Raw genomic sequence first — 26,900 nt, 5'->3', positions numbered from 1 at the left:
TTTCACACGTCCTGCAATTGCGTGCGCCTGGCCAGCAGTTTGCGTATCTGCAGCATCGCGGTGTAGGTCGGCAGGATATAGGCGCCGCCGCCCGGCGGCGTATCCCGGACCAGTTCCGTCACGGCGTCCTCCAGGCTTGTCGCGACTTCGGCCTCCGTGCCGGCGTAGTGAAGTCTGAGGGCCACGTCGGCGCCCCTGGTGCCGGCCGTGATGACCTTGGGTCGACTCTGGGCAAGGGCTTCCAGCGGCACGTCCCACAGCCAGGAGACGTCGCGGCTGTCCGCAGCCAGGTCATTCACCGCCATCAGCACCCGCAGGTTCGGCCGGCCGATCAAGAACGTGTCCAGCACCTGGGTGAATCCGACCGGGTTCTTGATGAGCAGCACATACAACGTTCTGCCGTCAAGCCGCACCTTTTCCAGCCGCCCGAAAGCTGCCTCGGTCGTCTCCAGTGTCTTCGCCGTGACGGATTGCTCGATGCCCAGCCCGGCCGTCAGGCTGATAGCGGCCAGGGCGTTATACAAGTTGTAGGTGCCGGGCAGCGAGAAACTCACCTCGCTGCGCTTTCCGCCGATCGCGACCTCGAATCGAGCCCCTTCCAGATCGGCGCCGTCGACGTGGGCGATCGAGACATCCGGCTGTGGCCTCGAATAGTCCCCGGTCGGGCATTCGTAGTGCCCGAGATGGCTGTAGAACACCTGGCTGAACTTCATTCGCTCACCGCACAGTGGACACCGGTCCGAATCGGTCGCCGCCTGATGAGGGGTCGGCGCCTTCAAAGGCAGTTCCTCGATCCCGAAGTAGCTCACCAGGTCCGGCGACGCCGCGTAGCGGGCCAGGCTCGCCACCAGTGCGTCGTCCGCGTTCAGGTAGACCTTCGCCTTCGTCGCGGCGATTCCCTGCCCGATCATGGCCGCGGTCGTGTCCAGTTCGCCGTACCGGTCCAACTGGTCGCGGAACAGGTTCAGCACCACGATGTGCTGAGGCTGCAAGTCCGGTGCGACCAGTCGCAGGTTCGCCTCGTCCACCTCGAACAGGCCGATGGTCGCGTCGATGGTGCCGTGGATGTCCGCTGCCCTGATCAGCGCCGAGGTGACGCCGCGCACGAGGTTGGAACCGGTACTGTTCGTGAGCACCCGTTCACCGCTGGCTTCGAGGGCGGCGGCGATGAGTTTGGTGCTGGTCGTCTTGCCGTTCGTCCCGGTCACCAGAATAATGCCGTGGGGCAATCTGGAAGCTAGTTTACGGATCAATTTCGGGTCGATCCGTTCAGCAATCAGCCCGGGCAGTGCGTGCCCCCCGCCACGGCCAAGCGCCCGGCTCAGAGCGGCCGCCGACTTGGTAATCGCCAGGGTTACGGTTTCATGCATACCTAAATTGTAAGGACTGTGGTCAATACATTCTCAGCGGTTACACAGTTATGCGTGAATATGTGTTCCGTTGCATTATTTCACAGCGTTTTCTCAGTCGGCCAGGTCTACGCTCGTGGATTTCGGTCAGCTGAGGCGGATGACAGTGAACGGTTCGGCCAGGTGGTCGGCGGGGAAGCCTGCCGCGGTGGCGCTCTGCGTCATCCAGCGGCGGATCCTGGCCGGGAGGCCGTCCGGGTCGGGGTGCTGGCTGGCGTGCGACATCAGGGCCGCGAGCTTGCGGTCGAAGGTGTCGGTGACGTCCACGTAGTGGTTGGCCTCCGGGTGCTCCATCATCCAGAGCTCACCGACGTCCCAGGCCTTCAGGCCCTCGGCCTCGAGCTCGGGGAACGCGAACGGGTTGCCCGCCGCCGGGTAGAACGCGCGGACCGTGGCTTCGGCCGTGGCGAGGTGGTCGGGGTGCGATACCCGCAGGCGGGACCAGTTGCGCTCGGGTGACTGGCCGAGCAGGCGTTGCGGGCGGACCTCACGGATCACCCGGACGAGCCGGCGAACGAGGTCCCTGGTGGGCTCGACCGATCCGTCCTCATACCCGAGGAAATGCAGGTCGTGGACACCGACGTGCTTCGCCGCGGTGGTCTGCTCGGCGCGACGAACAGCCGGCATCTCCGCACGGTCGCGGTCCGCCTCGAACCCGCCGGCCTGGCCGTCCGTCACGATGCAGTAGCTGACCTCGATCCCGGCGCGGGTCCACTGCGCGATGGTCCCGGCGCCACCGAAGTCGATGTCGTCCGGATGCGCGACAACAGCCAGTACACGCTCGATCTCGGCATCAGGGCGGGGATTCGCTACGGGCACGCTCACGCCAGTGACCTTAGTGTCCTAACCGCTCACCACCGCAAAGACGCCGGAGCGTGACCCGGCCCGCCCCACTGGCCGCACACGCCCCGGCGTCCGAAACACCGTGGAAGGTGATGCGTCCCGCGCGGTACCCGGCGCTTCCGGATCCCATTCGTCCCCCCGACGTGGCCCCGGTCACAGTCAACGAGTCCGCTCCGCCCGTACGACGTACCGGGCCGGCGGTGGTCGAGCGGTGTCAGGCGGTTGCGGCTGTTGGGTGGGATCCGGGGTGTTGGAAGACGGCCGCGGGCGCGCGGTGCTGGATCACCTCGTCGACGATGCCGTATTCGCGGGCCGTGTCGGCCGTGAGCACGTGGTCCCGGTCGGTGTCGTGCCGCAACCGCTCCACGGACTGCCCGGTGTGGACGGCGAGGATCGACTCCACCTGGCTCCGGACCCGGACCAGTTCGTCAGCCTGGAGGATCAGGTCCGGGATGGCGCCCTGCCCGCGCGCCGCCGGTTGATGCAGCACGACCCGGGCGTGTGGGAGGACCGAGCGGCGACCACGCTCGCCGGCGGCCAGCAGAACAGCGCCGGCAGCGATGGCTTGTCCGACGCAGACGGTCGCGACAGGGGACTGGATGAACTGCATGGTGTCGTAGATCGCCAGCATCGCGGTCATGTCACCACCCTCGCAGTTGATATAGAGGTTGATGTCCTGATCCGGCTTGTCAGCCTCGAGATGCAACAGCTGGGCGATCAGCGCATTGGCGACGCCGGCGTCGATCGCAGTACCGAGGTAGATGACGCGTTCGGTCAGCAGGTGCGAGTAGACGTCCATGATGCGTTCGCCCCGCGGGTGCTGACTGATGACGTTAGGGATGGTGTAGCTGCTCATCGGGCCACTACCCCCACGCTCACCTTGGCCGGTTGGAGGGGCATGACCTGGTCGAAGGAATCGACGATGTGGTCGATGAATCCGTACTCGAGGGCCTGCTCGGCCGTGTACCAATGGTCGTGCAGCGAGTCCTCGTACACGGTCTCGATCGGTTGACCGGTATCCGCGGCGATCAGGCCCAGCACCGTGTCCCTGATGTGGCGCAGGTCGTTGGCCTGGATCTCGATCTCCACCGCCGACCCGCCGATCCCGGACGACCCCTGGTGCATCAGGACCCGCGCATGTGCCAGCGCGAACCTCTTCCCCGGCGTACCAGCGGACAGCAGGAACTGCCCGGCGCTACACGCCAGCCCCAGCGTGAGCGTCGAGACATCGCAGGGCACGAGCCGCATGACGTCCCGGATCGCGAGCATCGACGGCACCGAACCGCCGAGCGAGTGGATCCACAAAGCGATGTCGGTATCGGCATCCTCGGCCGCGAGGGTGAGGATCTGGGTGGCGAGCAGCGTGCCGTTGTCGTCGTTCAGCTGACCGTCCAGTACGACGATCCGCTGCCGGAACAACTGCTGCCGGGACTGCTCGTTGAACAGTAGGACCTTGTTCTCATCGGACATGTCCCCAGCGTGTCCGACCACGACCGGCCAACCCCAGCCTTTCTGCTCCTAGCAGGTCTGCTCACAGGCGACCTGCCCCCACCGGCGTCACGGGGTTCGTGTTGCTGACGTCAGTCACCGTGCCGACCGTCGGCGACGAGGGCAAACTGCCGGACAGCCTGCCGTCGCTGTTCTGGCCGAACGTACCGCTGAGCCTCGACACCCTGCGCATCATCGCGCCGTACGCCGTGGCGGTGGCGCTGGTCGGACTGCTGGAATCCCTGATGACGGCCAAGCTCGTCGACGATGTCACCGACACCCACTCGGTCAAGACCCGGGAAGCGTGGGGTCAGGGCGCCTCCAACGTGATCACCGGCCTGTTACGCGGTCACCGGCGAGCTTTTCTTTGCCTCCAGCAACGATCTGGTCTACCAGTTCGACTATGTCAACGATCCCGGTCGGGTGCTGATCGACCTGAGCGAATCGCACATCTGGGACGCGTCGACGGTCGCGACGCTGGATGCGATCACCACCAAGTACGCGCGGTACGGCAAGACCGTGGAGATCGTCGGCCTGAACGCCTCCAGCGCCGAACGCCTCCAGCGCCGAACGACACCAGCGCCTGGCCGGAAAGCTCGGCGCCGGCCACTAACCGGGATGGATGACCTCGTACCGCAGCCAGAGCATCCCGTCGCTCCCGGTGTGGGCGAAGAGCAGTCGGAGACGGGCCGGCGTCTCGCCGTCGGTCAGTTCGGGTCCGTCGAAGAGGGTTGGCGTGCCGAGTCCACCGATCGCGGCAGGGAAGACGAGAAGCGGCGGCCTTGAACACCAAACGGGGACCGCGGACATGAAATAACGTGTTCAAGGCCCCGACTACCTGTCCCAGGTCCCCACTCTTGCAGTGCCTGCCGCGCTGGGCGGCAACAACGACTTCCAGATCCGCGACTCGCCGGGCCGGATCGTCGGCTTGTCGGAGGGTCGCTGGGTAGGAGCTTCTGGCGAGTGGGTGGTCCGCGCCGGCAGGACGGTGCCGGGCTGCGCCTGTGGACCGTCGTACGCGGACTGTCGGAAGGAGCGCCTAGGCTGGGTGACGATGACAACGCTCTTCTCTCCAGATGAACTCCCGATGCCGCTCGAGGAGCCCAAGAAGCACCGGACCGACCCGGAATCGCTGCTCGAGGGGCTCAACCCGCAGCAGCGGGCGGCTGTCGTGCACTCCGGGAAACCGTTGCTGGTGGTCGCCGGTGCGGGGTCGGGCAAGACGCGGGTGCTGACCCGGCGGATCGCGTATCTGCTGGCGGCGCGGGATGCGCATCCCGGCTCGATCCTGGCGATCACCTTCACCAACAAGGCTGCCGCCGAGATGCGCGAGCGGGTGGTGGAGCTGGTCGGGCCGCGGGCGAAGTTGATGTGGGTGTCGACGTTCCACTCCTCCTGTGTGCGGATCCTGCGGCGTGACATCAAGCGGTTCGGGATCAGCTCGACGTTCTCGATCTACGACGACACCGACTCGCGGCGGCTGATGACGCTGGTCTGCCGGGAGCTCGACCTGGACGTGAAGCGGTACAACCCGCGCGCGATCCTGAACTGGATCAGCACCCAGAAGAACGAGTTGATCGATCACGAGACGGCCGCGTCGAAGACCTCGAACCACCTCGAGGAGACGTACGCCGAGTGCTACCGGATCTACCAGGAGCGGCTCGCGCAGGCGAACGCACTGGACTTCGACGACCTGCTGATGACCACGGTCAACCTGCTGCAGGCGTTCCCCGAGGTCCGGGAGTACTACCGCCGACGGTTCCGCCACGTGCTGGTGGATGAGTACCAGGACACCAACCACGCGCAGTACACGTTGATCCGTGAGCTCTGCGGCGAGGACGAGCCGGGCCGCAACGGGCCGACCGCACCGCCGGCCGAACTGATGGTGGTCGGTGACGCGGACCAGTCGATCTACGCCTTCCGGGGCGCGACGATCCGCAACATCCTCGCGTTCGAGGAGGACTTCCCCAACGCCGAGACGATCCTGCTGGAGCAGAACTACCGCTCCACGCAGACGATCCTGACCGCGGCGAACGCGGTGATCAGCCGCAACGAGGGCCGCAAGGCGAAGAACCTCTGGTCGGACTCCGGCCAGGGCGAGCAGATCGCCGTCTATGTCGCGGACAACGAGCACGACGAGGCACAGTTCGTCGCGGACGAGATCGACCGGCTGACGGATGCCGACGGGGTGAAGCCCTCGGACGTGGCCGTGTTCTACCGCACCAACGCGCAGTCCCGGGTGTTCGAGGAAGTCTTCATCCGCACGGGCCATCCCTACAAGGTCGTCGGCGGCGTCCGGTTCTACGAGCGCAAGGAGGTCCGCGACGCGCTGGCCTACCTGCGGGTGCTGGTGAACCCCGAGGACACCGTCTCGTTGCGCCGCATCCTCAACGTTCCCAAGCGCGGCATCGGCGACCGGGCCGAGGCCGCGATCGAAGCGCTCGCGCAGCGCGACCGAATTCCCTTCTCGCAAGCAGTGCGAAGGGCCGAGGATGCCCCCGCGATGGCGAGCCGGTCCGTCAACGCCGTTCAGGCCTTCGTCGACATCCTCGACGAGCTCACGGCGATGGTCGATTCGGGTGCGCCGCCGGACGACATCCTGGACGTCGCACTGCACCGCAGCGGGTACTACGAGGAGCTGCAGAAGTCACCGGATCCGCAGGACGAGACCCGGCTGGAGAACCTCGACGAGTTCATCTCGGTGGCCCGTGAGTTCGTCGAGGAGCGCACGGCCGCGGGCGAACCCGCCGATCTGCAGGCCTTCCTCGAGCGGGTCGCGCTGGTCGCCGACGCGGACCAGATCCCCGATGCCGCGGATGACGGTGGTGTCGTCACGCTGATGACCCTGCACACCGCCAAGGGCCTGGAGTTCCCCGTGGTGTTCCTGACCGGCATGGAGGACGGGGTCTTCCCGCACTCCCGCTCGCTCACGGACATGAAGGAGCTCGAGGAGGAGCGTCGGCTCGCGTACGTCGGGATCACCCGCGCGCGACAGCGGCTGGCGATCTCCCGGGCCGCGGTCCGTAGCGCCTACGGCGCCCCGCAGCACAACCCGCCGTCGAGGTTCCTCGACGAGATCCCGGCGGAACTGCTCGACTGGCGCCGCGACGAGTCCGCGATCACTCGCTGGTCCGGGACCGGCACCTCAGGGTCCAGCGGAGTCACCAGCCGCTGGGAGCCGGCCCGTCGTACGGCGTCCGACAAGCCGGTGCTCAGCCTGAACCCCGGTGATCGGGTGGTGCACGACAGCTTCGGCATGGGCACCGTGGTCGTGGTTCGTGGCGAGGGCCAACAGGCGCAGGCGGACATCGACTTCGGCTCCGAGGGTGTGAAGCGGTTGCTGCTGAGGTACGCACCGGTCGAAAAGATTTAACAGACCACGGCGTGCCGATTTGACTGCGGACTGCGACAATCGGTCCTTCGGCCCTCCCCGGACGAAGGTCCCTGCCCATGCCCAAGGCACCAGACAGCAGTAACCGCCGGATCATCCTGGCGGGAGCCAACCCTGGGCTGCGGCTGTTCGACGAGCACGGCAAGGTCACCGCGTTCGCGTCGATCTGGATGGTCGACTGGTCGATCTGCGGCTCCGGTACCGCGGTCGTGCTCTGGTTCGACGGCGTCGTCCGGGTGGTCTCGGAGGACGTGGATCTGGCCTCCTGGCTGGAGCGGTACTTCGTCCGCTCGTTCCTCGAGGTCCAGGGTCTGCCCTGGCACGAGCCGGCGGTCGAACGCGACCTGGTGCAGGTGTCGATGAACCTCGCGGAGGGGCTGAGCGCGAAGGCGGCCGACATCCAGATCGAGATGGGCGGCGTCCTCGACCGCCGCTTGTTCGCCACCGACAACTTCCAGCTGGCCGAAGGCACCCACAGCCTCAGCGTGGTGATCGCGCCGGTCCGCTCCGCCACGGTCTCCATCGGCGGCGCTTCGGTCCCGGGCTTCGTCCAGGTCGACGGTTCCGCGGATCGCCCTGGCTCGTCCGCCTTCCTCACCACCGCCGAGGTCTGGCGCCGCTAGCCCGTACTACGGCCTGCCGACGGCCCACCAGGTGTCCATCCGGGGGACCACCTCGGCCGCGTGGCCGTCGGTCAGCACGCGGCTGATCCGGAATAAGAAGGCCGCGATCCCGGCGGCTCCCTGCATCCAGCCGACTCCCGGTGGCAGCAGCGGGTCCGGGTTCCGATGCTCGACGAACTGCCAGTACGCGTGCTCTCCGTCCCGCACGGCGTGGTCGACCAGCGCGTCAGCGAGCCGGAGCGCGAACTCGAGGTCCTGCCCGTCACCCGACCGGTGCCAGGAGTCCAGGAAGATGTCGCCGACCCCCGCTGTCCCGCAGCACCTGCCGTCGTTGTCCCAGAATCCAGGGTGAAGCCGCTCGGGCAGACCCGAAGTACGGACGCTGTTGAGGCATCGGCGGTGCCACGTCAGCGGTGGCTCACCAGCGACCTCGGCGACACCGGCATGGTCCAGCGCGGCGAAGAGCAGGGAGGTCCCGGAAGCACCGTGACACCAGGTGTAGGTGAACTCGTCCTCGTCCAAGCCCTCGCTGGGGATGTAGCGCGGTACGACGAAGCTGTCGCCGTCTCCCTTTCCCCTGGTGACGAGTCCCAGAGCGACGAGGTGCTCTGCGCCGCTGCGGGCGGCCGAGATGAGGTCCGGGCGGTCGAGTTCGGCGCCGGCAGCGGCCAGGGTGGCGGCGATGCCGGCGACGCCATGGGAGAGGTTGGGCATCTGCGTGCCGGGCTTCGTGCAGAACCGTTCCGGTACGAACGGCCAGTCCGTGCCGGTCGGCACTTGAACGGCCTCTGCCAGGAGTACTGCGGCCGCGTGGTCGGCCAGCTCGCGCGTGCCGGTCAGGCCGTTGCGCTGGGCCCACACCGCGCCCAGTAGCACTCCGGCGGTACCGAGTGTCATGTCGTTGAGCCGGGCGTCTGGAAGGAAGCGCGGGGGAACGACGAACGGCTGCGGCCAGCCGTCGGCTGTGGACAGCTCTTTGAGTCGCTCCACGGCTGCTGCCGAGCCCGGAGCCTTCAGCGCGGTGAGCACGCCGAGGTCGCTGACGAGCCCGTCGAAATAGGTGTAGTCGGTGCTGCCCGGAATCCCGGCGCGGATGCGGTCGGCGATCGCGGTCGCCAGGGCCTCTTCTTCGGCGGTCCACGGCCGGCTGAGCCGGATCTCGGACAGCACATGGGCGAGACCACCCGTCCCGCTGTGCATCCCGTCCCGGTGCTCCGGAACCTCCGCCGTCACCGGCTCCTTGGCGCTGGGCACCGACTCGGGGATCCACGGGCCGTCGTCCCAGCGGACCTGCACGAGCACCCAGCGCCAGGCGGCGTCAGCGAACTCCCGGTAGGTCGTCGCGTCGGCCATCAGGCTGTCCTCGGCAGGGCGTTGCGCAGGCGGATGCCGCTGAACTCGAGGGTGCTCGCGATCACCGCGTCCCAGAAGTCGTGCAGGTGCGGGAGAACTCGAAGCCGGATCTCCGCCTCCGCGTGCAGGGCGAAGATGTCGCCGACACGCGCCGGTGGTCCCAGTGGCGTCACCTCGGCGGTTGCCACGACCGCGGCGTCAGTCATAGCCGACCGCCCAGACGTAGGCGTTGGTCTGCAACGCCGTCGGAGCGACGTGCGGGCGGATGACGCGGATGGTCGGATCTTCGGAGAACGCAGGACTTCACCAGGCGCCGGACGCATGCGCGGCAGCCTAGCCAGAACCCGGCCGTCGTCGCGAAGGCTTTCCGCGTCGGTCAAGGGTTCCCGGCCAGAGATCACAGCCGGGGGATCCGGCCGAGATCAGGGGTTGAGGCCGCAGTGGTTGCGGAGCCACGGCATCGGGTCGATGGGGCTGCCGCCGTTGGGGCGAACCTCGAAGTGCAGGTGTGGTCCGGTGGTGTTGCCGGTGACGCCGACGGCGCCGACCTGGTCACCGGCGTACACGGTCTCGCCGACGGTGACGCTGAACTTCGACATGTGGTTGTACCAGGTCTCGGTGCCGTCCACGTGCCGGATCCGGACCTGCCGGCCGTACGGCCCGGCGAACTCGGCGGCGACCACGACACCCTTCATCACGCTACGGATCGGCGTACCGATCGGGGCGGCGAAGTCGGTGCCGGTGTGGACGCTGGCCCAGCGGCTGCCGCCCTGGCCGAAGCCGGCGGTGATGTGGTAGCCGGAGATCATCATCTCGCAGCGGCTGGCGGAGGCCCGCGCCTTCTCCGCGGCGGCTTGGGCCGCGGCCTTGGCGGTGGCGAGGGCGGAGGCGCGCTTGGCCGTCAGTGCCTTGGTGGCGTCGAGCTTGGCGGCCCGGGCCTTCGCGAACCGATCGGCCGCGGCTTGCTTCTTGTTCGCGTCGGCGCCGGTGAGGGCGACGCGGGAGGAATCCCTGGTGGCGAGCTGACGGGCCTCGATCCGGGCGGTGGTGATGCCGGAGAGTTGACCGTTGCCCAAGCTGAGCGCAGCGAGGTTGACCGCGGAGTTGGCCTGTGTCGGCGAGGCCAGCGTGCTGTGGCTGAAGCCCACAGCACCTGCCGCAGCTGCCAGCGCTGCGGTCAAACCGACGATCTGAGTACTACTCGGGGTGTTACGCCGGGCTACACGATGCTTCGCACTGTGACGCGATGCGCTGGTCTTCCGCGCAGCGTTGCCTGGCGTGACGCGGCTAGCCGCGGCACGGTGCTGGGACACAACGTGGCCTTTCGGTCACAGGGGAGGGGCACTGTCCGCTCCCGGGAGATTTATTCCCCCCGGGGGCTCATGCACCATAACGGATGGGTCACGAGGCTACAAACCCCGCCACCCCCTTTTCTGCGTCTCCTTCACGAAACCTTTGCACGAGCCGCTGCACGTGCATCCGCAGATCCTGACAAACCGGCTGCCGGGTCAGGCATCGGTGTCCTGCTCGTCGAGATGCGCCAGCATGCCGGTGATCTGGTGCACGACCTCGCCGTGGAACGGCAGGGAAAGGTGGCCCACGCCGCGGACCCTGACATTACGCGCCGTCAGATCAGAGTGACGGATCCGGGCCCTGCGCTGCGGCACGATCAGCTGGTCGACGTCGCTGTAGAAGGCGACGAATCTGGTCTGGCAGCCGGGCGCCGGCTCAGCCAGCTCCATCATCAGGTCGCTGTCCGGCCGGACCTGCTTGACCAACGGCCAAGCCAGCAGCCGCGCGGCGACCGTGCCCTCGTGCGGGGTCCCCAGCGTTACGCAGGTGTGGACTCGGCGATCACCGCCGAGTCGCTGGATGTAGTACCGGGCGATCAACCCGCCCAGGCTGTGCCCGATCACATGGATCTGCTCGGAGCCGGACTCCTCGCAGAGCGCCTCGACCTCGGCGCCCAGCCGTTCCGCCGTACTGCGGACGTCGAGCGTGAGCGGTGAGTACGAGAACGTGTGGATCCGGGTGAATCCCCGGCGGAGCAGTTGGCGGCGCATCAACGTGAAGACCGTGTGGTTGTCGATGATCCCGTGGGCGAGCAGGATCGGCGTACCGGCGGCTCTGACGTCGCCGACGAGCAGGCTGCGCTGGGCCGGCGTGAGGCCGCTGAGGTTGAGCCGGTCGGCGCGGTGCCGGGCGGCGCCGACCAGGCCGAGCGGGTACATCGCCAGGTGGGTGGTGAGCCAGCCGAGCTCGACCGCCGCACCTTGGAGGACTCGGGGAGTGATGGCCGCCTGGGCGCCATAGCGCAGCCCGTCGAGGGCCTCCCGGATGCTGCTCCGGGTCGCCTGTTCCGCCAGGTCAGCGGCCGACTCCTCAGGCTGCTCGATGGCTTCGGAGCTCATCGGCGTCTCCTCACTGCATCAGACCCCCCGTGCTACTGGTCCGATCTCTTCCACGGTAACCGGTTCCCGCTCCGCGTGGCCGGGAACACACACCTCCGTGTCTTATCCGTGAGGTCCGGCTCGGATAGCCTGCGAATCTGGACGCAACGCAGCGCCCCGGTACGGAAAGGCCATCACCATGCCAGCCACCAGCCCACTGCGAGTCGTCGTCGCCAAGCCGGGACTGGACGGCCACGACCGGGGCGCGAAAGTGGTCGCGCGAGCACTTCGCGACGCCGGCATGGAGGTCATCTACACCGGCCTGCACCAGACTCCCGAGCAGATCGTCGAGACAGCGATCGCGGAGGACGCCGACGCGGTCGGTCTGTCGGTTCTGTCCGGTGCTCACATGACGCTGTTCAAGAAGGTCCGCGAGCTGCTCACGGCGCGGGACGCGGACGACATCGTCGTGTTCGGCGGCGGGATCATCCCCGAGGCCGACCTGCAGCCGCTGGCGGAGCTCGGCGTGCACAAGATCTTCACCCCGGGGGCGACCACGGTCGAGATCGTCGCGTGGGTTCGCGCCAACGTCGGCGACGCCTCCGCAACCGAGGCTGAGCCCTTGGAGGCTGCGTCCAAGGAGGCCGAGCCGACCGCGGTCGAGCCGGCCGGTGCCGAGTCAGCCGGGACCACGCAGGACGCCTGAGCCCGCGTCCAGGACGCCTGAGCCCGCGTCCCGGACGCCGCCGCCAGCGTGCCCGCGCGCGTAGTACGGGCGGGTGGTTCTTTGTGACTTTGTGCTGCGACGGATCCGTTCCGGAGCGTAGTGGCGACCGTGTGCAGTCGATCTGAACGGTTCTGCCGGTTTCAGCGATGTTACTAATCGGTAATACCGAATCGTTAAGAAGCACCTGGTTGTGCCCGCTGTCGAATCGCGGTCGCATACAGCCATGCGTTGTCTGTTCACCGCGCCGAGATGTAACAAGGATGTGTGGCTCAGGACACATCGAAGCGGATCTCGGTTACTGTCCGGACAGGGCCGCTCGCAGTGCGGTGGGGGACTGTGATCGGCCGGCGCAGGACCTAGTGAACGTCCCATCGGGAGAGGGCAGGTACACGATGAGGTTTGAACGATCAACCACACGGCGGGCCGTAGCAGCGGCTGTCGCGGGCAGCCTGGTGCTGCTCGCGTCCGCGTGTGGCGGTGACAGCGGGAGCAGTGGTAGCAGCACGACCGGGGGTGGAGCGGCAGCGCTCGAGGGTCGCGGGCCGATCACATTTGCCACCGGCAAGGACACCTCCGGATTCCTGCCGAAGCAGGTCGCGGCATGGAACTCGCAGCACCCGACCGAGAAGGTCGAGATCAAGGAGCTGCCCGAAGACGCTGACGCCCAGCGTCAGCAGATGGTGCAGAACGCACAGAACCAGTCGGACGCATTCAGCGTCCTCAACATGGACGTCGTCTGGACCTCGGAGTTCGCGGCGAACCAGTGGATCGTGCAGCTTCCGGAGGACAAGTTCCCGGATCTGTCGAAGCTGATCCCGGCGACGGTCGAGACGGCCAAGTACCGCGACAAGCTGTACGCGGTGCCGATCACGTCTGACGGCGGCCTCCTCTACTTCCGCAAGGACCTGCTCACCAAGGCGGGCGTGGAGCCGCCGAAGACGTGGGACGAGATGCTCGCCGCCTGCGTCAAGGTGCAGGCGCTTCCCGAGGGCAAGGGCATGAACTGCTACTCCGGGCAGTTCGAGAAGTACGAGGGCCTGACCGTGAACTTCTCCGAGGCCATCAACTCGGCGGGCGGTGTTGTCGTCGGCAAGGACGGCAAGCCGAACGTGGACACCCCCGAGGCGCTGGCCGGTCTCGAAGAGCTCACCAAGGGCTTCACGACCGGAGCGATCCCGAAGGCCGCGATCACCTACAAGGAAGAGGAGAGCCGGCGCGCCTTCCAGGAGGGCAAGCTGCTCTTCCTGCGGAACTGGCCTTACGTGTACGCACTGGCCAGCAAGACCGACGGTTCGTCCAAGATCGTCAACAAGTTCGGCGTCGCGCCGCTGCCGGGCAAGACCGGTCCCGGCGTCTCGTCGCTAGGCGGTCACGACTACGCGATCAGCGCCTTCGCCAAGAACAAGGCGACGGCGGTCGACTTCATCAACTTCATGGCCAGCGAGGCCCGCCAGAAGGCGAACCTCACGGGTAGCTCGCAGGCGCCGACCTGGGCGTCCCTGTACGACGACCCGGCACTGAACAAGCAGTTCCCGTACCTGACTCCGCTGAAGGCCTCGATCCTGGGCGCGCAGCCGCGTCCGCGCGTGGTCAAGTACGGCGATGTGACCGCGGCGATCCAGGCGTCGGCGTACGACGCTCTGAGCGGCAAGACGCAACCCAAGCAGGCACTCACCGACCTGCAGACCAAGCTGAGTTCACTCATCACTCAGTGACGTAACCGGACGGGGCCGGTGTGTGGCGATCCCGCTACGCGCCGGCCCCGACCTGTCCCTACCCCGGGCTGCCCGGGAATCAGAAGGAGGCAGAGATGAGTGATATCGCCCCGGTCAATACCAGACGGGAACCGAAGCCAGGAAAGGGTCAGACGAGGTTCAACCAGGGGACGGCCGGGCTCGCTGCGGTCCTGTTGTCGCCGACCCTGATCGTGCTGGCCCTCGTGGTGCTGTACCCGATCCTGTCCGCGCTACGGGAGTCCCTCTACACCAGTGGGACCAAGCTCGACGCGAACGGCTTCATCGTGAAGGGTTCGACGTTCGTCGGGCTCGACAACTACGCGGCCATCTTCAAGGGCGACACCGGCCACCGGTTCTGGACCGCGTTCTACAACACGACCTTCTTCACGGTCACGTGCGTCGTGTTGGAGACCGTGCTCGGCGTCGCGATGGCGTTGATCATGAACAAGGCGTTCAAGGGCCGCTCGGTCGTCCGGGCCAGCATCCTGGTGCCGTGGGCCATCCCGACGGTGGTGTCGGCCTTGCTGTGGAAGTGGATCTTCCAGGCCGACGGCGTCGCGAACAACATCCTCGGGACTCAGATCCTGTGGTCGACCGACGGCTGGCAGGCGAAGCTGTCGATCATCGTGGCCGACACCTGGAAGACGGCACCATTCATCGGGTTGCTGGTGCTCGCCGGCCTGCAGACGATCCCGGCCGAGGTGTACGAGGCGGCGAAGGTGGACGGCGCGAATGTGATGCAGACGTTCCGCCGGATCACGTTGCCGCTGGTGAAACCGGCGCTGCTGGTGGCGGTGCTCTTCCGGCTCCTGGACACGCTGCGGATCTTCGACCTGCCGTTCGTGCTGGTCGGGCCGCACAAGGGCTCGGTCGAGACGTTGTCGATGCTCGGCTACGACGAGGCGTTCAATACCCGATACGGCCCGGCCGCGGCGTACGCGACCGTCTTGTTCCTTTACGTGGCGGCAGTGGCCTATGTGTTCGTGAGGCTCCTCGGCGCTGACGTGATCGGTGAGGCCCGCGCGAAGAAGCCCGGCGGCGGCGGCCGTAAGCAGCGTAAGCGGGCCGCGGCGCCGGCCGCTGTGCCCGAGCCCGGCCTGACCAGCGTAGGAGGTGGGGTCTGATGGCCACCGAGGTGCAGACGAAGACCGTGCCGCCGCCCGAGGTGATCAGGGCTGCGGAGGCGAGTCCGATCCGGCGGTGGGCGCCGCTGGTCGGCGTCGCAGTGATCATCCTCTACTGCATGGCGCCGTTCTACTGGATGGCGGTCTCGGCGTTCCGGCGGCCGAGCGACCAGTTCTCGAACAAGATCATCCCGGCGCCGTTCTCGATCCAGAACTTCAAGGACGTGTTCAGCGCGGGCAACGGCTTCGGCCGGGGTCTGCTGAACAGCCTGATCGTGGCCGGTACCGTGACGATCCTGACCCTGGTCATCGGGATGGTCGCGGCCTACACGCTGGCCCGGCTGGATTTCCGCTTCAAGAACGTCGTCCTGGCGATCATCATCACCACCTCGATGTTCCCCGGCATCTCGCTCGTGATCCCGTTGCTGAAGCTGTTCATCGACATCAAGTGGATCAACACCTACCAGGCGATGATCGTGCCCAGCCTTTCGTTCGCACTGCCGCTGGCGGTGTGGAACCTGACCGCGTTCTTCCGGCAGATGCCGCGTGAGCTCGAGCAGGCGGCGATGGTCGACGGCTGTACGCCGGCGCAGGCATTCCGCAAGGTGATCCTGCCGCTGGCGGCGCCAGGTGTTTTCACCACGGCGATCATCACCTTCATCGCCGCGTGGAACGAGTTCCTGATCGCGCTGAGCATGACCAACAAGAAGTCGATCCAGACCGCGAACGTGATCATCTCGCAGTTCACCGGCACCACCGGCCGGGACCAGCCGTTCGGCAGCCAGATGGCCGCCGGTGTGGTGGTCACGATCCCCCTCGTGATCGCGGTGCTCGTCTTCCAGCGGCGTATCGTCGCAGGCCTGACAGCCGGAGGTGTGAAGTGAGCTACGGAGACGAGCGGAATCGCCGCGATCGCCAGGACCGGGAACGCCGGGCCGCAAGCGAGCAGCAGGAGCAGGACAAGCGCGACCGCGAGGAGAAGGACCGTCGCGATCAGGAGGACGGCGCCCGGCGGTAGGTGACAGGAAAGCCAAAAGGAGGCCCGGGGCAGCTGACCCCGGGCCTCCTTCCTGTCTCTGGTGTCAGACCTTCAGCCAGACGGCCGTGTCTCCCGGCAGCTTGCCGTCGTCCAGCGGCTCACTGGACAGCAGTACTTCGGACTGGGCCGGCAGGTCATACGGCTGTGCGCCCAGGTTCACCACACACCGGAAGCCCGGGTCGCGGGTGAATGAGAGCACGTCACTCGGGCAATTGCGGTCCCACTTCAGCCGGCCCTCGCCCAGGGCCTCCTGCTCGCGGCGGATCCGGAGCGCTTCCTTGTAGAGCGACAGGTGGCTGTCCGGGTCCTTCACCTCGGCCTCGACGGTCAGCGCAGACCAATCGGCCGGCTGCGGCAGCCATGGTTGGCCCTGCCCGGGACCGAACCCGAACGGCGGCTCGGTGCCGCTCCACGGGATCGGCACCCGGCACCCGTCGCGACCGCGGATGGTGTGTCCGGACCGCTCCCAGGTGGGATCGTCCAGTACCTCTTCGGGCAGGTCCTCGACCTCGTACAGGCCGAGTTCGTCGCCCTGGTAGACGTACGCGCCACCAGGCAGCGCCAGCTCCAGGAGCGCGGCCGCGCGAGCCCGCCGCCGGCCCAGCTCAAGATCGGTCGGCACGGTGCCCGCAGGCGCCCCGGCCTCCTTCTGGTCCCGTCCGTAGCGGGTGCGGTGGCGGATCGTGTCGTGGTTGCTCAGCACCCAGGTCGCCGGGGCCCCGACAGCCCAGAGGTTCTCGGTCGTGTGGTCGATCACCTCTCGTTGCTCGTCGGCCTCCCACGGGCAGCGCAAGGCGTCGAAGTTGAACGCCGAGTGCAGTTCGTTCGGCCGGACGTACATCGCCAGCCGGTCGGCGGGGGACAGCCACGCCTCGGCGACGAAGATCCGCGGGCCTTGCGGAGTGTCGGCGTACTCGTCGGCGATCCGGCGCCAGCGCTGGTGGATCTTGTGCACCGCGGGCTGGTCGTACGTCGGGTGGCCGACGTACTTGTCCCGCGTGACGGCGCCATCCGCGGCCGGGACGATGTCGGGCAGCGACGGGTCCTTCGCCATCGAGTCGGCCACGTCGATCCGGAAGCCGTCCACGCCGCGGTCGAACCAGAAGCGCAGGATCGAGTCGAACTCCTCGATCACCTTCGGGTTGTCCCAGTTCCAGTCGGGCTGGCTGACGTCGAACAGGTGCAGGTACCACTGCCCGTCGTCGATCCGGGTCCAGGCAAGTCCGCCGAACGCGGCAGGCCAGTTCGTCGGCGGTATGGACCCGTCCTCACCCTTGCCGTCACGGAACCAGAACAGGTCCCGCTCGGGTGATCCCTTGCCGGCGGCGAGCGCGGCCTTGAACCACGGGTGCTCCCAGGAGCAGTGGTTCGGCACCAGGTCGATCAGGATCCGCAGTCCGAGCTCGTGTGCCTCGGCGATCAGCGCGTCCGCGTCGGCGAGAGTGCCGAACATCGGGTTGATGTCGCGGTAGTCGGACACGTCGTAGCCGCCGTCGAGCAGCGGGGACGGGTACCACGGGCTGATCCAGATCGCGTCGATGCCCAGGTCGGCCAGGTAGGGCAGCCGGGCCCGGATACCGTTCACGTCGCCCGTCCCGTTACCGTCCGCATCGGCGAACGACCGTGGGTACACCTGGTACACGACGGCGCTACGCCACCAGTCGTCCACTGGTCTGGTCGGTTGCTCTGTCATGGTCATCAGCCTTTCACGAGTCGGCAAGCAGGCTGTGATGGTCGTCTCAGCGTGGTACCCCGACTGTCGCGGCACACACGGGGGTGGCTAGTCTCGGGCCGACGGAACGCGCCGGCGACCGTGCCTGTTCAACGCACCGCAGCCTGCCGCGGCCTACTCGAAACAGGCGAGAGAGGGACCACAGTCGTGGATCTGATGGAGTACCAGGCGAAGACGGTCTTTGCCAAGCACGGAGTGCGGACGACCGTCGGTGCGGTTGTCACCACGCCGGAAGAAGCCCGCGCGGCCGCCGAGGAGATCGGCGGCAGAGTGGTCGTGAAGGCCCAGGTGAAGACCGGTGGCCGCGGCAAGGCCGGCGGCGTCAAGCTGGCCTCCTCGCCCGACGAGGCGGAGGAGAAGGCGCGGGAGATCCTCGGCCTGGACATCAAGGGCCACATCGTCCGGACCCTGAACATCGTCCCGGCCGCCGCGATCGCCGAGGAGTACTACTTCTCCTTCCTGATCGACCGGGCCAACCGCAACTACCTGTGCATCGCCTCCGCCGCCGGCGGCATGGAGATCGAGGAGGTCGCGCACACCAACCCCGACGCGGTCGCCCAGATCTCGATCGACCCGGCCACCGGTGTCGACGAGGCCAAGGCCCGTGAGATCGCCGAGGCCGCGGGCTACCCGGCCGACGTACTGGACGCGGCGGCGGTCGAGATCGCCAAGCTGTACGAGGTCTTCATCTCCGAGGACGCCTCGCTGGTCGAGGTGAACCCGCTGGTCAAGCTCGAGGACGGCAACCTCGAGGCGCTGGACGGCAAGGTCACGCTGGACGAGAACGCGGAGTTCCGGCACCCGGATCACGCCGAGTTCGCCGACGCGTCCGCCGAGGACCCGCTGGAGGCCAAGGCGAAGGCCAAGGGCCTGAACTACGTGAAGCTGGACGGTTCCGTCGGCATCATCGGCAACGGCGCCGGCCTGGTCATGTCCACCCTCGACGTGGTCGCCTACGCCGGGGAAGAGTTTGGTGGCGTCAAGCCCGCGAACTTCCTCGACATCGGTGGCGGCGCGTCCGCCGAGGTGATGGCCAACGGGCTGGAGATCATCATCTCCGACCCGCAGGTCGAAAGCGTCTTCGTCAACGTCTTCGGCGGCATCACCGCGTGTGACGCCGTCGCGAACGGCATCGTGCAGGCGTTCGAACTGCTGGCCGGCCGCGACGAGCACGTGACCAAGCCGCTGGTCGTCCGGCTGGACGGCAACAACGCCGAAGAGGGTCGCCGGATCCTCGACGAGGCCGGCCTGGCCGGACTCGAGCGGGTCGACACGATGGACGGCGCCGCCAAGCGGGCCGCCGAGCTGGCTGCGAAGTAAGGGATCGCTGAAATGTCTATCTTCCTGACCAAGGACAGCAAGGTCATCGTCCAGGGCATGACCGGCTCGGAAGGCACCAAGCACACCACCCGGATGCTTGCCTCCGGCACCAACATCGTCGGCGGCGTGACGCCGGGCAAGGGCGGCCAATCGGTCGACTTCGAGGGCAAGGCCGTGCCGGTCTTCGGCTCGGTCGACGAGGCCGTCAAGGAGACCGGCGCCGACGTGTCGGTCGTCTTCGTGCCGCCGAAGTTCACCAAGGGCGCGGTGCTCGAGGCGATCGACGCGGGCGTCCCGCTCGTGGTCGTGATCACCGAGGGCGTGCCGGTGCACGACACCGCCGCGTTCTTCGCGCACGCGCAGGCCTCCGGCACCACCCGGATCATCGGGCCGAACTGCCCGGGCATCATCACCCCCGGCGAGGCGAACGCCGGCATCATCCCGGCGGACATCGCCGGGGCGGGCCGGATCGGCCTGGTGTCGAAGTCGGGCACGCTGACCTACCAGATGATGTACGAGCTGCGTGACTTCGGCTTCTCCAGCGCGATCGGCATCGGCGGCGACCCGATCATCGGGACGACGCACATCGACGCGCTGCAGGCGTTCCAGGACGACCCGGACACCGACGCGATCGTGATGATCGGTGAGATCGGCGGCGACGCGGAGGAGCGTGCGGCCGCGTTCATCAAGGAGAACGTGACCAAGCCGGTCGTCGGCTATGTCGCGGGCTTCACCGCGCCCGAGGGCAAGACGATGGGCCACGCCGGCGCCATCGTCTCCGGCTCCTCCGGCACGGCAGCCGCCAAGCAGGACGCCCTCGAGGCCGTCGGCGTCAAGGTCGGCAAGACGCCGACCGAGACGGCCAACCTGATGCGCGAGATCATGCAGAACCTGACGAAGTAGCACCGGCACAGAAGGCGGCCCCGGAGCATCCGCTCCGGGGCCGCCTCTCAATTCCGGATCGCGCCGCTGGAGGGGCATACCCCTCGTTCGGGCCCCGGGTCTATGACCGGGGGAACCCACACCAGTTCCGTGTGCCCCCCGGTTGCGGGCGTGCTTGCCGCGAGTCGAAAGCGCCGGGCGTGCGGACGGGCTACTTGTAGAGGGCGGAGCGTTCGGCAGCGCGGGTGACGACCTCCGCGAAGGCGGTATTGGTGATGTCGAGGTTCTTCAGCACCGGATAGACCAGGTAGACGGCGTGCGTGCCGTTCGACGCGAGACCAACCCGGTAGGTGAAGATCTTGCCGCCGCCGGTGTCGTAGGCGAGCCGCCACGTCTCACCCTTGATGCCACCCGAAGACAACGCACCGGTCGTCTTCACCGTGGCGACGGAGTTGGTCTTCGCGCAGCCGTCGATGTTGCTGCGGGTGCCGGTGACGAACGCGTTCGCCGAGGTCGCGTTGGCGAACTCCGTGACGAGCGCGTCAAGACCGAACTCGGGCGGGACGGTGGCGTCCGGCGTGACGTAGGTCAGCGACTTGCTCTTGGTCGCCTTCGACTTCTTCAGGTCGATTTTCTCGCAGCCGGTTCCGCTCTTGGTGGTGCTCGACGTCGTGCTGGCGCTCACCCAAGGCTTGTCGACGGTCGAGAGGACCGGAAGGTCGATCGGCGCCATGAAGCCGGGTGATTCCTTGCTGGGGAGGAGGGCCGCTGTAGCAGTCGGGGTGCCCGTGCTGCAGTTCGCGCCGGCCTGGCTGCAGATCCGCTTGAGCCCGGCGCTCGCTGTGTTGAGGATCGCGTCCGGCTTGGGCGGCGTAGCACCGGCGCTGTCGTGCTCGAGCACCATCGTGGCCTGACCAGCGGTCGTCACCGAGACGGTCCGGTACTTGCTGGTCTGTGTGCCCGTGGGCTGGCCGAACACCGCCACGACGCCGCGATCGCCGAGGCCTTTGGTGGTGTAGCTGGTGACCAGGCGCACCTGCGGGGTGGAGCACTGGCTCAGCCAGCCGGTGATCGTGGTGTAGGTCTTCGCAGCGGCCGTGGCGTCGTTGGAGACCTCGACGTACTGGACCGCGGTGTCCTTGGTAGTGGCGTTGCGGAAGGTGCGCACCCAGGTCCGGATACCGGCTGGGTCGGCGAACCGCTGGGGCTGGCAGACGAACGACCGGTCGGGCGCACTGCTGCCGTCGGCCGTGCTGGAGATCGCCCAGGCGCCGGCAGTGGTGAGCGTCTTGGCCGTGGGGGCGTCGATCAGGGCCTTCGCGTCGCCGAGCAGGTTCGAGTCGCCAGCGGACCTGTCGTCGGAGGAGCTGGACTTCGCGTTGCCGGGAGAGCCGCCACCGCCGAACGCGTTCACCGCTACGATGCCGACACCACCGACCAGTAGCAGGGCGGCCGCTCCGGCGCCGATCAGCTGGTTCCGGCGGCGGGCCTGCTGACGGCGTGCCTCGCGCGCGGCGGCACGGCTACCGCCCCGCGGTGCGCGGTGGGAACCGGTCATCTACTTCTTTGACCTCCTGACTGATTCCACCCGACGGTACCCGGTGGCACAGCGCGATCAATCCCAGCCTGGACACCAACAGCGAGCCAGCAGGGCCCGAAGTCTTCCATATCCGGCGTGTCAGAACGAGCAGTCCCCCGGCAGCGGGCGACGATGGAAGCCAGATGACCGACATGCTGAGCCGTCCGGGCGCCCGTGACGGCGGACCACACCAGGCGCCCGGACCCGCCGACCCCGAGGTGGCCGTCCCGACGAAGCCGGTGGTCCTTTCGGCGGTGATCGGCGCGGGTGCGTGCCTGCTGACAGGTCTGCTCGCCTGCGCGGCCGTCGCTGTGGTCGGTTGGCTCGCCGCCTCCTTCGGTGGTGCGTCCGGAGCAGTCCGGGCGGGCGCCACCGTGTGGCTGATCGCTCACAAGGCCGGTGCCACGTTTGGTGGCGGCTCGATCACGATCGCGCCGCTCGGCCTGACACTGTTCCTGGCCTGGTGCCTGTACCGCGGCGGCAGGTTCACTGCCCGGGTGAGCGGCGCCGACCGGACCAAGGAGTTGGTCCTGGCGTCCTCGGTGCTCGCTGTCAGCTACGGCCTGGGTGCCCTGATCATCGCGTTGCTCACCTCGAACGGCTCCGTGAAGGTCTCCCCGCTGTCGGCCTTCCTCGGTGCGGCGTCGCTTGCGATCGTCGCCGGAACCACCGGGGTCCTAGTGGAGTCCGGTGCCGCGCAGGACATCGCCGACGCCACCCCGGCCGGCCTGCGCGACGCAGTACCGGCCGCTGCTGCTGCGGTCCTGACAGTGGTTGCTGTTGCCTCACTCGTGTACGCCGTGATTCTGGTCCTGCACTTCTCCCGGGTCACCTCGATGCTGGAACTCCTGGACGCCGGTGTGGTCGGGTCGGTCGTGCTGTTCGCGATCTGCCTGATGCTGCTCCCGAACGTCCTCCTGTACGTCGTGTCGTTCATCGCGGGCCCGGGGTTCCAGCTGGGCGTGGGCACGTCGATCGCGCCGACCGGGGTGGACGTGGGGAACCTCCCGGCGCTGCCGCTGCTTGCCGCAGTACCGGCTGACGGGGCAACCCCGTCGTACCTGCTGGCTCTTACTGCGCTGGTTCCGCTGGTCGCCGGTGCGGTAGCCGGGCTGGTCGTAGCTCGGCGGGGGATCGCGGCGGAGGACTCGGATGCGCTGGGCTGGGACGCGTTCGCGCTGCGTGGCGGTATGGCTGCACTGGTTGCAGGGCTGGCTCTGCTGGTGCTGATGGTCCTGGCGGGCGGTGCTGCCGGTCCGGGGCGGATGGCCGAGGTAGGGATCCCTGGTGCGCTGCCTGCGGCCGGAGTGCTCGCCGCTGGGATGGCGATCGGCGCAGCGGTCACAGCTGCCCTGGTGGCTGCCCGCCGTCCCCAACCCATTCCCTGATCCTCACCTCGTGGCGGCCAGAGCTGACCGGCTGACCGTCACCGAGCGGCGCCGGACCGACCGGCTGACCGTCATCGAGCGGCGGCCGGACTGACCGGCTGACGGTGGGGCGGGCGCCGGGCGATAAGGTTTGCGGCGTGACAGACCCGGTTGCGCCCGCCCCTGAGCCCGCACGTCTCGTCGTGCTCATCTCCGGTTCGGGCTCGAACCTGCAGGCGCTCCTCGACGCTTGTGCCGACCCGGCGTACGGCGCCCAGGTGGTCGCCGTCGGCGCGGACCGGGACGGTGCCGCCGGACTCGACCGGGCGGCCGCCGCGGGAGTCCCGACCTTCGTGCACAAGGTGAAGGACCACGCCGAGCGGGCTGACTGGGATCGCGCCCTGACCGCGTCCGTCGCGGAGTACAAGCCCGATCTGGTCATCTCCGCTGGGTTCCTCAAGCTGGTCGGCGACGACTTCCTCGGCAGCTTCGGCGACCGCTACATCAACACCCACAACGCGCTGCTGCCGGCCTTCCCGGGCATCCACGGACCGCGCGACGCGCTTGAGTACGGCGTCAAGGTGGCCGGCGCGACCCTGTTCTTCGTCGACGGCGGAGTGGACACCGGGCCGATCATCGCCCAGGTGGTCGTGCCCGTCGAGGACGATGACACCGAAGAAACCCTGACGGAGCGGATCAAGGACGTCGAACGCCGCCAACTGGTGGACTGGGTCGGCAAACTGGTACGCAACGGCTGGACCATCACCGGACGAAAGGTCAGAACGAAGTGAGCACCGACCGCAGGCCGATCCGCCGGGCGCTGATCAGCGTCTACGACAAGACCGGTCTGGAGGAGCTCGCGAAGGCGCTGTCCGACGCCGGCGTCCAGCTGGTGTCGACCGGCTCGACCGCGGCCCGGATCGCCGCAGCAGGGGTCCCGGTGACCAAGGTGGAGGACCTCACCGGCTTTCCCGAGTGCCTGGACGGCCGGGTGAAGACCCTGCACCCGAAGGTGCACGCCGGTCTGCTCGCCGACGTCCGGAAGACCGAGCACGTCGAGCAGTTGGCCGAGATGCGCGTCGAGCCGTTCGACCTGCTGGTGAGCAACCTCTACCCCTTCACGGAGACCGTCGCATCCGGCGCGTCCACCGAGGAGTGCATCGAGCAGATCGACATCGGCGGTCCGTCGATGGTCCGCGGCGCCGCGAAGAACCACGCGAACGTCGCTGTGGTCGTGTCGCCTTCGCGCTATGACGAAATCCTGGGCGCGCTGGCCGACGGCGGCTTCTCCCTGGAGCAGCGTCAGCGCCTTGCCGCCGAGGCCTTCGCCCACACCGCGTCGTACGACGTCGCTGTCGCCTCGTGGATGGGCAGCGTGCTCACCGACACCAGCGAAGGCACCGGCTTCCCCGCCTGGACCGGCGCTACCTGGGAGAAGGCCGCAGTGCTCCGGTACGGCGAGAACCCGCACCAGCCGGCGGCGCTCTACCGGCACTGGCGTGGGGGACTTGCCGGCGCTGAGCAGCTGCACGGCAAGGAGATGTCGTACAACAACTACGTCGACGCGGACGCGGCCCGGCGTACAGCCTTCGACTTCACCGAGCCCGCTGTTGCCATCATCAAGCACGCCAACCCTTGCGGCATCGCCGTCGGCAAGGACATCGCCGAGGCCCACCGACGCGCCCACGAGTGCGATCCGGTCTCGGCGTACGGCGGCGTGATCGCCACGAACGCGCCAGTATCGGTGGAGATGGCCAAGCAGGTCGCGGAGATCTTCACCGAGGTGCTGGTTGCGCCTGCGTACGAAGACGGCGCCGTTGAGATCTTGCAGGGCAAGAAGAACATCAGGTTGCTGGTGTGCCCGCCCGACGAGAACGCGGACGCCGTCGAGTTCCGCCCGATCAGCGGCGGCGTACTGATGCAGCACCGCGACCGTTTCCAGGCACCGGGCGATGACCCCGCCAACTGGCAACTGGCCGCTGGTGAAGCGGTCTCGGCGTCTGTGCTGGCTGACCTGGAATTCGCCTGGAAGGCCTGTCGTGCGGTCAAGTCGAACGCGATCCTGCTCGCGGCCGACGGCGCTTCGGTCGGCGTCGGCATGGGCCAGGTCAACCGCGTCGACTCCTGCCGCCTCGCCGTCTCCCGCGCCGGCGACCGCGCGACCGGATCCGTCGCCGCCTCGGATGCCTTTTTCCCGTTCCCGGACGGGCTGGAGGTCCTCATCGAGGCCGGCGTGAGTGCCGTCGTCCAGCCCGGCGGTTCGATCCGCGACGACCAGGCAATCGAGGCCGCCAACAAGGCCGGCATCACCATGTACTTCACCGGTACCCGACACTTCTTCCACTAGTACGACGAAGGAGCAGCCGACACGGCTGCTCCTTCGTCGCTACCTCGGCCCACCTCGGCTCGCCGCTCCTCCGTCGCAGCTCGATCCACTGCGGAGGTGGCTTCGCGTGCTCCAGCCGTGAATCACTCGTACACCGAGGTGGCGGCGCGACGCCGGGGTGGTCTGCACCGCTCAACCATGGCGGCTCGTCGGGCCACCTGGTAGTCCTACAGGTGCGGTAGCTCCGTCCGTCGGCCCGCGAGGGTACGCGGTGGTGCCGATCAGTTCTCGAACGAAACAGGCAAGGTTGCCCACTCCTGCGGCCGAGGTCGGCAGATGCCAAGGGCAACGAGAGCTGAAAGTAGCTGTAGGCGGCCGGGGCGCCGCGGGTGGTGAGGTCGCGGGGTGAGGGCAGTGGGTGTGGCGTGGCGGCTTTGACCGGGGTCACGGGCCGGGGGATTCCGCGTTGTTGTCGTCGTCCCATGGGGATTTCCAGGTGGTGTCGTTCTTCGGTTGGGTCAGGGTGCGTGTCTGTGTGGTCTGGTGGGGTTCGTCGCCCCAGGGGTTGAGGCGTGCGGTTTCCTCGGCGGTGATCCAGGGGATGTCGCTGGTGTGCGGCCAGGCCGGAGCCGGGCGCGGTGGCCCCTCGTCGCCGGGTGGCCGTTCGTCGCCCGTTGCGCCGGGTGCGCCGGGTGGTCGTTTCCGGTTGAGGCGGGCTGGTGGGGGTTCGGCCCAGGTGGGGCGGGTGACGGTGACGCGGCCGCGGGTGATGGTGATGTTCCAGTGGCCGTGGTGGATCTGGATGTGGTGGGCCCGGCAGAGCAGGACCAGGTTGGACAGGGCGGTGGGTCCGCCGTCGATCCAGTGGATCAGGTGGTGGGCGTCGCACTGGATGGGTGGTGCTCCGCACACGACGCAGCCCTTGTCGCGGAAGTTCAACGCGCGGCGCATCGCCCGGTTGACGAACCGTTCCTCCTTCCCGACATCCAGGGGTTCGGAGTCGGTGCCGAGGATGATGGGGACGACGCCGGCGTCGCAGGCGAGTCGGCGGACGGCGGCGGCGGACAGGTTGCCGCCGTAGACGAACCGGCCGAACCCCGGGTTGGTGTGGTCGAGGGCACCCAGCCCATCAAACCCGCCCGGCCCGCCGAGCCCGGCGAGCTCCTCGAACCCCTCGAACCCGCCGTTTCCAGCGTGCCCGCCGTTTCCATCGAGCCCGCCGAGCCCGTCGTTCGCGCCGTTCCCGCTGCCTTCGGCGTTCTCGCCGTTCCGGGCGTGCCTGCCGGTGGCGGTGAGGGCGTTTTGGAGGTCGGTGAGGTCGATGGTGACCGTGATGTGGGGCTTGATGGCGCCGTGACCGGTGGTACCGGCACCGGCGGCGGCGTTCAGCACTGTCGTCAACGCGTCGGCTTGGCGCTTCTCACGGGATCTGGGGTCTTGTTCGCCGTCGATGGTCTTGTGGGGTTTGGCGTTGGCGTCGATGAGGGTGTTGAGCAGTTCTGCGTTTTCGTTGGCGAGGAACCCGCCGAATTTCAGGCCGTGGTCGGCGTTTTTCATCCAGAACGCCTCGC

The 26,900-nt window shown here is 67.8% G+C and carries 25 protein-coding genes and 1 pseudogene; 14 read left to right on the top strand and 12 right to left on the bottom strand.

Features of this window, described 5'->3' with window-relative positions; genetic code table 11:
• Window positions 1–2 precede the first annotated feature (2 nt).
• The 4 genes from ABD210_RS28765 to ABD210_RS28750 all read right to left on the bottom strand — a co-directional run bounded on the left by ABD210_RS28765 (window position 3) and on the right by ABD210_RS28750 (window position 3,722).
• On the bottom strand, window positions 3–1,370 hold the full coding sequence (locus tag ABD210_RS28765; protein WP_344115656.1) for a MurT ligase domain-containing protein: 1,368 nt from the start codon (window positions 1,368–1,370) through the stop codon (window positions 3–5).
• 126 nt (window positions 1,371–1,496) lie between these two features.
• The gene (locus ABD210_RS28760) at window positions 1,497–2,234 is read right to left on the bottom strand and encodes a PIG-L deacetylase family protein (protein WP_344115654.1); all 738 of its coding nucleotides are present in this window, start codon (window positions 2,232–2,234) and stop codon (window positions 1,497–1,499) included.
• A gap of 232 nt (window positions 2,235–2,466) precedes the next feature.
• Complete coding sequence (locus ABD210_RS28755; RefSeq protein WP_344115653.1) at window positions 2,467–3,108, bottom strand: ClpP family protease; 642 nt, start codon at window positions 3,106–3,108, stop codon at window positions 2,467–2,469.
• The gene (locus ABD210_RS28750) at window positions 3,105–3,722 is read right to left on the bottom strand and encodes a ClpP family protease (RefSeq protein ID WP_344115651.1); all 618 of its coding nucleotides are present in this window, start codon (window positions 3,720–3,722) and stop codon (window positions 3,105–3,107) included. Before ABD210_RS28750 ends, ABD210_RS28755 begins: the two co-directional genes overlap by 4 nt.
• A 98-nt stretch (window positions 3,723–3,820) precedes the next feature.
• On the opposite strand from ABD210_RS28750, the pseudogene ABD210_RS32560 reads away from it, so the two are divergent.
• The 4 genes and pseudogenes from ABD210_RS32560 to ABD210_RS28730 all read left to right on the top strand — a co-directional run.
• Window positions 3,821–4,030: pseudogene (locus tag ABD210_RS32560) on the top strand (SulP family inorganic anion transporter); the annotation flags it as partial.
• 94 nt (window positions 4,031–4,124) lie between these two features.
• Window positions 4,125–4,526, top strand: a complete 402-nt coding sequence (locus ABD210_RS28740; RefSeq protein WP_344115885.1) for a sodium-independent anion transporter — start codon at window positions 4,125–4,127, stop codon at window positions 4,524–4,526.
• A gap of 268 nt (window positions 4,527–4,794) precedes the next feature.
• Window positions 4,795–7,113, top strand: a complete 2,319-nt coding sequence (gene pcrA, locus ABD210_RS28735) for a DNA helicase PcrA (RefSeq protein WP_425552762.1) — start codon at window positions 4,795–4,797, stop codon at window positions 7,111–7,113.
• Between the two features lie 77 nt (window positions 7,114–7,190).
• The gene (locus ABD210_RS28730) at window positions 7,191–7,754 is read left to right on the top strand and encodes a hypothetical protein (RefSeq protein ID WP_344115647.1); all 564 of its coding nucleotides are present in this window, start codon (window positions 7,191–7,193) and stop codon (window positions 7,752–7,754) included.
• Window positions 7,755–7,760: 6 nt separating this feature from the next.
• Here ABD210_RS28730 and ABD210_RS28725 read toward each other — a convergent pair whose 3' ends face one another.
• The 5 genes from ABD210_RS28725 to ABD210_RS28705 all read right to left on the bottom strand — a co-directional run bounded on the left by ABD210_RS28725 (window position 7,761) and on the right by ABD210_RS28705 (window position 11,518).
• Window positions 7,761–9,107: a lanthionine synthetase LanC family protein gene (locus ABD210_RS28725; protein WP_344115646.1), complete on the bottom strand. Its 1,347-nt coding sequence runs from the start codon at window positions 9,105–9,107 to the stop codon at window positions 7,761–7,763.
• A complete protein-coding gene (locus ABD210_RS28720) occupies window positions 9,107–9,313 on the bottom strand; it encodes a DUF6886 family protein (protein ID WP_344115644.1) in 207 nt (68 codons plus the stop codon). Before ABD210_RS28720 ends, ABD210_RS28725 begins: the two co-directional genes overlap by 1 nt.
• Window positions 9,306–9,374, bottom strand: a complete 69-nt coding sequence (locus tag ABD210_RS28715; RefSeq protein ID WP_344115881.1) for a hypothetical protein — start codon at window positions 9,372–9,374, stop codon at window positions 9,306–9,308. The genes ABD210_RS28720 and ABD210_RS28715 overlap by 8 nt, the downstream gene beginning before the upstream one ends.
• 155 nt (window positions 9,375–9,529) lie before the next feature.
• Window positions 9,530–10,288 carry a M23 family metallopeptidase gene (locus tag ABD210_RS28710; protein ID WP_344115643.1) on the bottom strand — a complete coding sequence of 253 codons (759 nt, stop codon included), beginning with the start codon at window positions 10,286–10,288 and terminating at the stop codon, window positions 9,530–9,532.
• A gap of 327 nt (window positions 10,289–10,615) precedes the next feature.
• On the bottom strand, window positions 10,616–11,518 hold the full coding sequence (locus tag ABD210_RS28705; protein WP_344115640.1) for an esterase/lipase family protein: 903 nt from the start codon (window positions 11,516–11,518) through the stop codon (window positions 10,616–10,618).
• A 178-nt stretch (window positions 11,519–11,696) separates the two neighbouring features.
• Between ABD210_RS28705 and ABD210_RS28700 the strand changes: the two genes are divergently transcribed.
• The 5 genes from ABD210_RS28700 to ABD210_RS28680 all read left to right on the top strand — a co-directional run bounded on the left by ABD210_RS28700 (window position 11,697) and on the right by ABD210_RS28680 (window position 16,102).
• Window positions 11,697–12,203: a cobalamin B12-binding domain-containing protein gene (locus ABD210_RS28700; protein WP_344115637.1), complete on the top strand. Its 507-nt coding sequence runs from the start codon at window positions 11,697–11,699 to the stop codon at window positions 12,201–12,203.
• Window positions 12,204–12,616: 413 nt separating this feature from the next.
• Entirely contained in the window at window positions 12,617–13,939 is a 1,323-nt protein-coding gene (locus tag ABD210_RS28695; RefSeq protein WP_344115635.1) for an ABC transporter substrate-binding protein, read from the top strand.
• A 95-nt stretch (window positions 13,940–14,034) separates the two neighbouring features.
• Window positions 14,035–15,084, top strand: coding sequence for a carbohydrate ABC transporter permease (locus ABD210_RS28690; RefSeq protein WP_344115633.1), 1,050 nt, complete (start codon window positions 14,035–14,037; stop codon window positions 15,082–15,084).
• An 11-nt stretch (window positions 15,085–15,095) separates the two neighbouring features.
• Window positions 15,096–15,968 (top strand): carbohydrate ABC transporter permease, encoded by an 873-nt coding sequence (locus ABD210_RS28685; protein WP_425552761.1) that lies wholly within the window; start codon window positions 15,096–15,098, stop codon window positions 15,966–15,968.
• Window positions 15,965–16,102 (top strand): hypothetical protein, encoded by a 138-nt coding sequence (locus tag ABD210_RS28680; RefSeq protein ID WP_344115630.1) that lies wholly within the window; start codon window positions 15,965–15,967, stop codon window positions 16,100–16,102. The genes ABD210_RS28685 and ABD210_RS28680 overlap by 4 nt, the downstream gene beginning before the upstream one ends.
• A gap of 64 nt (window positions 16,103–16,166) precedes the next feature.
• Here ABD210_RS28680 and ABD210_RS28675 read toward each other — a convergent pair whose 3' ends face one another.
• Window positions 16,167–17,816 carry a glycoside hydrolase family 13 protein gene (locus ABD210_RS28675; RefSeq protein WP_344115628.1) on the bottom strand — a complete coding sequence of 550 codons (1,650 nt, stop codon included), beginning with the start codon at window positions 17,814–17,816 and terminating at the stop codon, window positions 16,167–16,169.
• A gap of 186 nt (window positions 17,817–18,002) precedes the next feature.
• Between ABD210_RS28675 and sucC the strand changes: the two genes are divergently transcribed.
• Entirely contained in the window at window positions 18,003–19,175 is a 1,173-nt protein-coding gene (sucC, locus tag ABD210_RS28670) for an ADP-forming succinate--CoA ligase subunit beta (protein WP_344115625.1), read from the top strand.
• A gap of 12 nt (window positions 19,176–19,187) precedes the next feature.
• On the top strand, window positions 19,188–20,078 hold the full coding sequence (gene sucD, locus ABD210_RS28665) for a succinate--CoA ligase subunit alpha (protein WP_344115622.1): 891 nt from the start codon (window positions 19,188–19,190) through the stop codon (window positions 20,076–20,078).
• A gap of 190 nt (window positions 20,079–20,268) precedes the next feature.
• Here the strand turns inward: sucD and ABD210_RS28660 are convergent, their stop codons facing one another.
• Window positions 20,269–21,615: a hypothetical protein gene (locus ABD210_RS28660; RefSeq protein ID WP_344115620.1), complete on the bottom strand. Its 1,347-nt coding sequence runs from the start codon at window positions 21,613–21,615 to the stop codon at window positions 20,269–20,271.
• Window positions 21,616–21,779: 164 nt separating this feature from the next.
• Between ABD210_RS28660 and ABD210_RS28655 the strand changes: the two genes are divergently transcribed.
• From ABD210_RS28655 to purH, 3 genes are all read left to right on the top strand, one after another.
• Window positions 21,780–23,024 carry a cell division protein PerM gene (locus tag ABD210_RS28655; protein WP_344115618.1) on the top strand — a complete coding sequence of 415 codons (1,245 nt, stop codon included), beginning with the start codon at window positions 21,780–21,782 and terminating at the stop codon, window positions 23,022–23,024.
• Between the two features lie 137 nt (window positions 23,025–23,161).
• Complete coding sequence (purN, locus tag ABD210_RS28650) at window positions 23,162–23,794, top strand: phosphoribosylglycinamide formyltransferase (RefSeq protein WP_344115617.1); 633 nt, start codon at window positions 23,162–23,164, stop codon at window positions 23,792–23,794.
• Complete coding sequence (gene purH, locus ABD210_RS28645) at window positions 23,791–25,350, top strand: bifunctional phosphoribosylaminoimidazolecarboxamide formyltransferase/IMP cyclohydrolase (protein WP_344115615.1); 1,560 nt, start codon at window positions 23,791–23,793, stop codon at window positions 25,348–25,350. The genes purN and purH overlap by 4 nt, the downstream gene beginning before the upstream one ends.
• Before the next feature lie 423 nt (window positions 25,351–25,773).
• Here the strand turns inward: purH and ABD210_RS28640 are convergent.
• A partial coding sequence (locus tag ABD210_RS28640) for an HNH endonuclease signature motif containing protein (protein ID WP_344115612.1) occupies window positions 25,774–26,900 on the bottom strand: 1,127 nt, incomplete at its 5' end.

Origin of the sequence: Kribbella alba (genome assembly GCF_039529635.1) — a bacterium.
GTDB classification, from domain to species: Bacteria; Actinomycetota; Actinomycetes; order Propionibacteriales; family Kribbellaceae; genus Kribbella; species Kribbella alba.
This window is presented reverse-complemented; position numbering and strand designations above follow the sequence as displayed.

What these genes read in the sequence shown, in the direction of transcription:
- ABD210_RS28765 (WP_344115656.1), bottom strand. Translation starts at nt 1,370, where the DNA reads ATGCATGAAACCGTAACCCTGGCGATTACCAAGTCGGCGGCCGCTCTG.
- ABD210_RS28755 (WP_344115653.1), bottom strand. Translation starts at nt 3,108, where the DNA reads ATGAGCAGCTACACCATCCCTAACGTCATCAGTCAGCACCCGCGGGGC.
- ABD210_RS28750 (WP_344115651.1), bottom strand. Translation starts at nt 3,722, where the DNA reads ATGTCCGATGAGAACAAGGTCCTACTGTTCAACGAGCAGTCCCGGCAG.
- pcrA (WP_425552762.1), top strand. Translation starts at nt 4,795, where the DNA reads ATGACAACGCTCTTCTCTCCAGATGAACTCCCGATGCCGCTCGAGGAG.
- ABD210_RS28730 (WP_344115647.1), top strand. Translation starts at nt 7,191, where the DNA reads ATGCCCAAGGCACCAGACAGCAGTAACCGCCGGATCATCCTGGCGGGA.
- ABD210_RS28725 (WP_344115646.1), bottom strand. Translation starts at nt 9,107, where the DNA reads ATGGCCGACGCGACGACCTACCGGGAGTTCGCTGACGCCGCCTGGCGC.
- ABD210_RS28720 (WP_344115644.1), bottom strand. Translation starts at nt 9,313, where the DNA reads ATGACTGACGCCGCGGTCGTGGCAACCGCCGAGGTGACGCCACTGGGA.
- ABD210_RS28705 (WP_344115640.1), bottom strand. Translation starts at nt 11,518, where the DNA reads ATGAGCTCCGAAGCCATCGAGCAGCCTGAGGAGTCGGCCGCTGACCTG.
- ABD210_RS28700 (WP_344115637.1), top strand. Translation starts at nt 11,697, where the DNA reads ATGCCAGCCACCAGCCCACTGCGAGTCGTCGTCGCCAAGCCGGGACTG.
- ABD210_RS28695 (WP_344115635.1), top strand. Translation starts at nt 12,617, where the DNA reads ATGAGGTTTGAACGATCAACCACACGGCGGGCCGTAGCAGCGGCTGTC.
- ABD210_RS28690 (WP_344115633.1), top strand. Translation starts at nt 14,035, where the DNA reads ATGAGTGATATCGCCCCGGTCAATACCAGACGGGAACCGAAGCCAGGA.
- ABD210_RS28675 (WP_344115628.1), bottom strand. Translation starts at nt 17,816, where the DNA reads ATGACAGAGCAACCGACCAGACCAGTGGACGACTGGTGGCGTAGCGCC.
- sucD (WP_344115622.1), top strand. Translation starts at nt 19,188, where the DNA reads ATGTCTATCTTCCTGACCAAGGACAGCAAGGTCATCGTCCAGGGCATG.
- ABD210_RS28660 (WP_344115620.1), bottom strand. Translation starts at nt 21,615, where the DNA reads ATGACCGGTTCCCACCGCGCACCGCGGGGCGGTAGCCGTGCCGCCGCG.
- ABD210_RS28655 (WP_344115618.1), top strand. Translation starts at nt 21,780, where the DNA reads ATGACCGACATGCTGAGCCGTCCGGGCGCCCGTGACGGCGGACCACAC.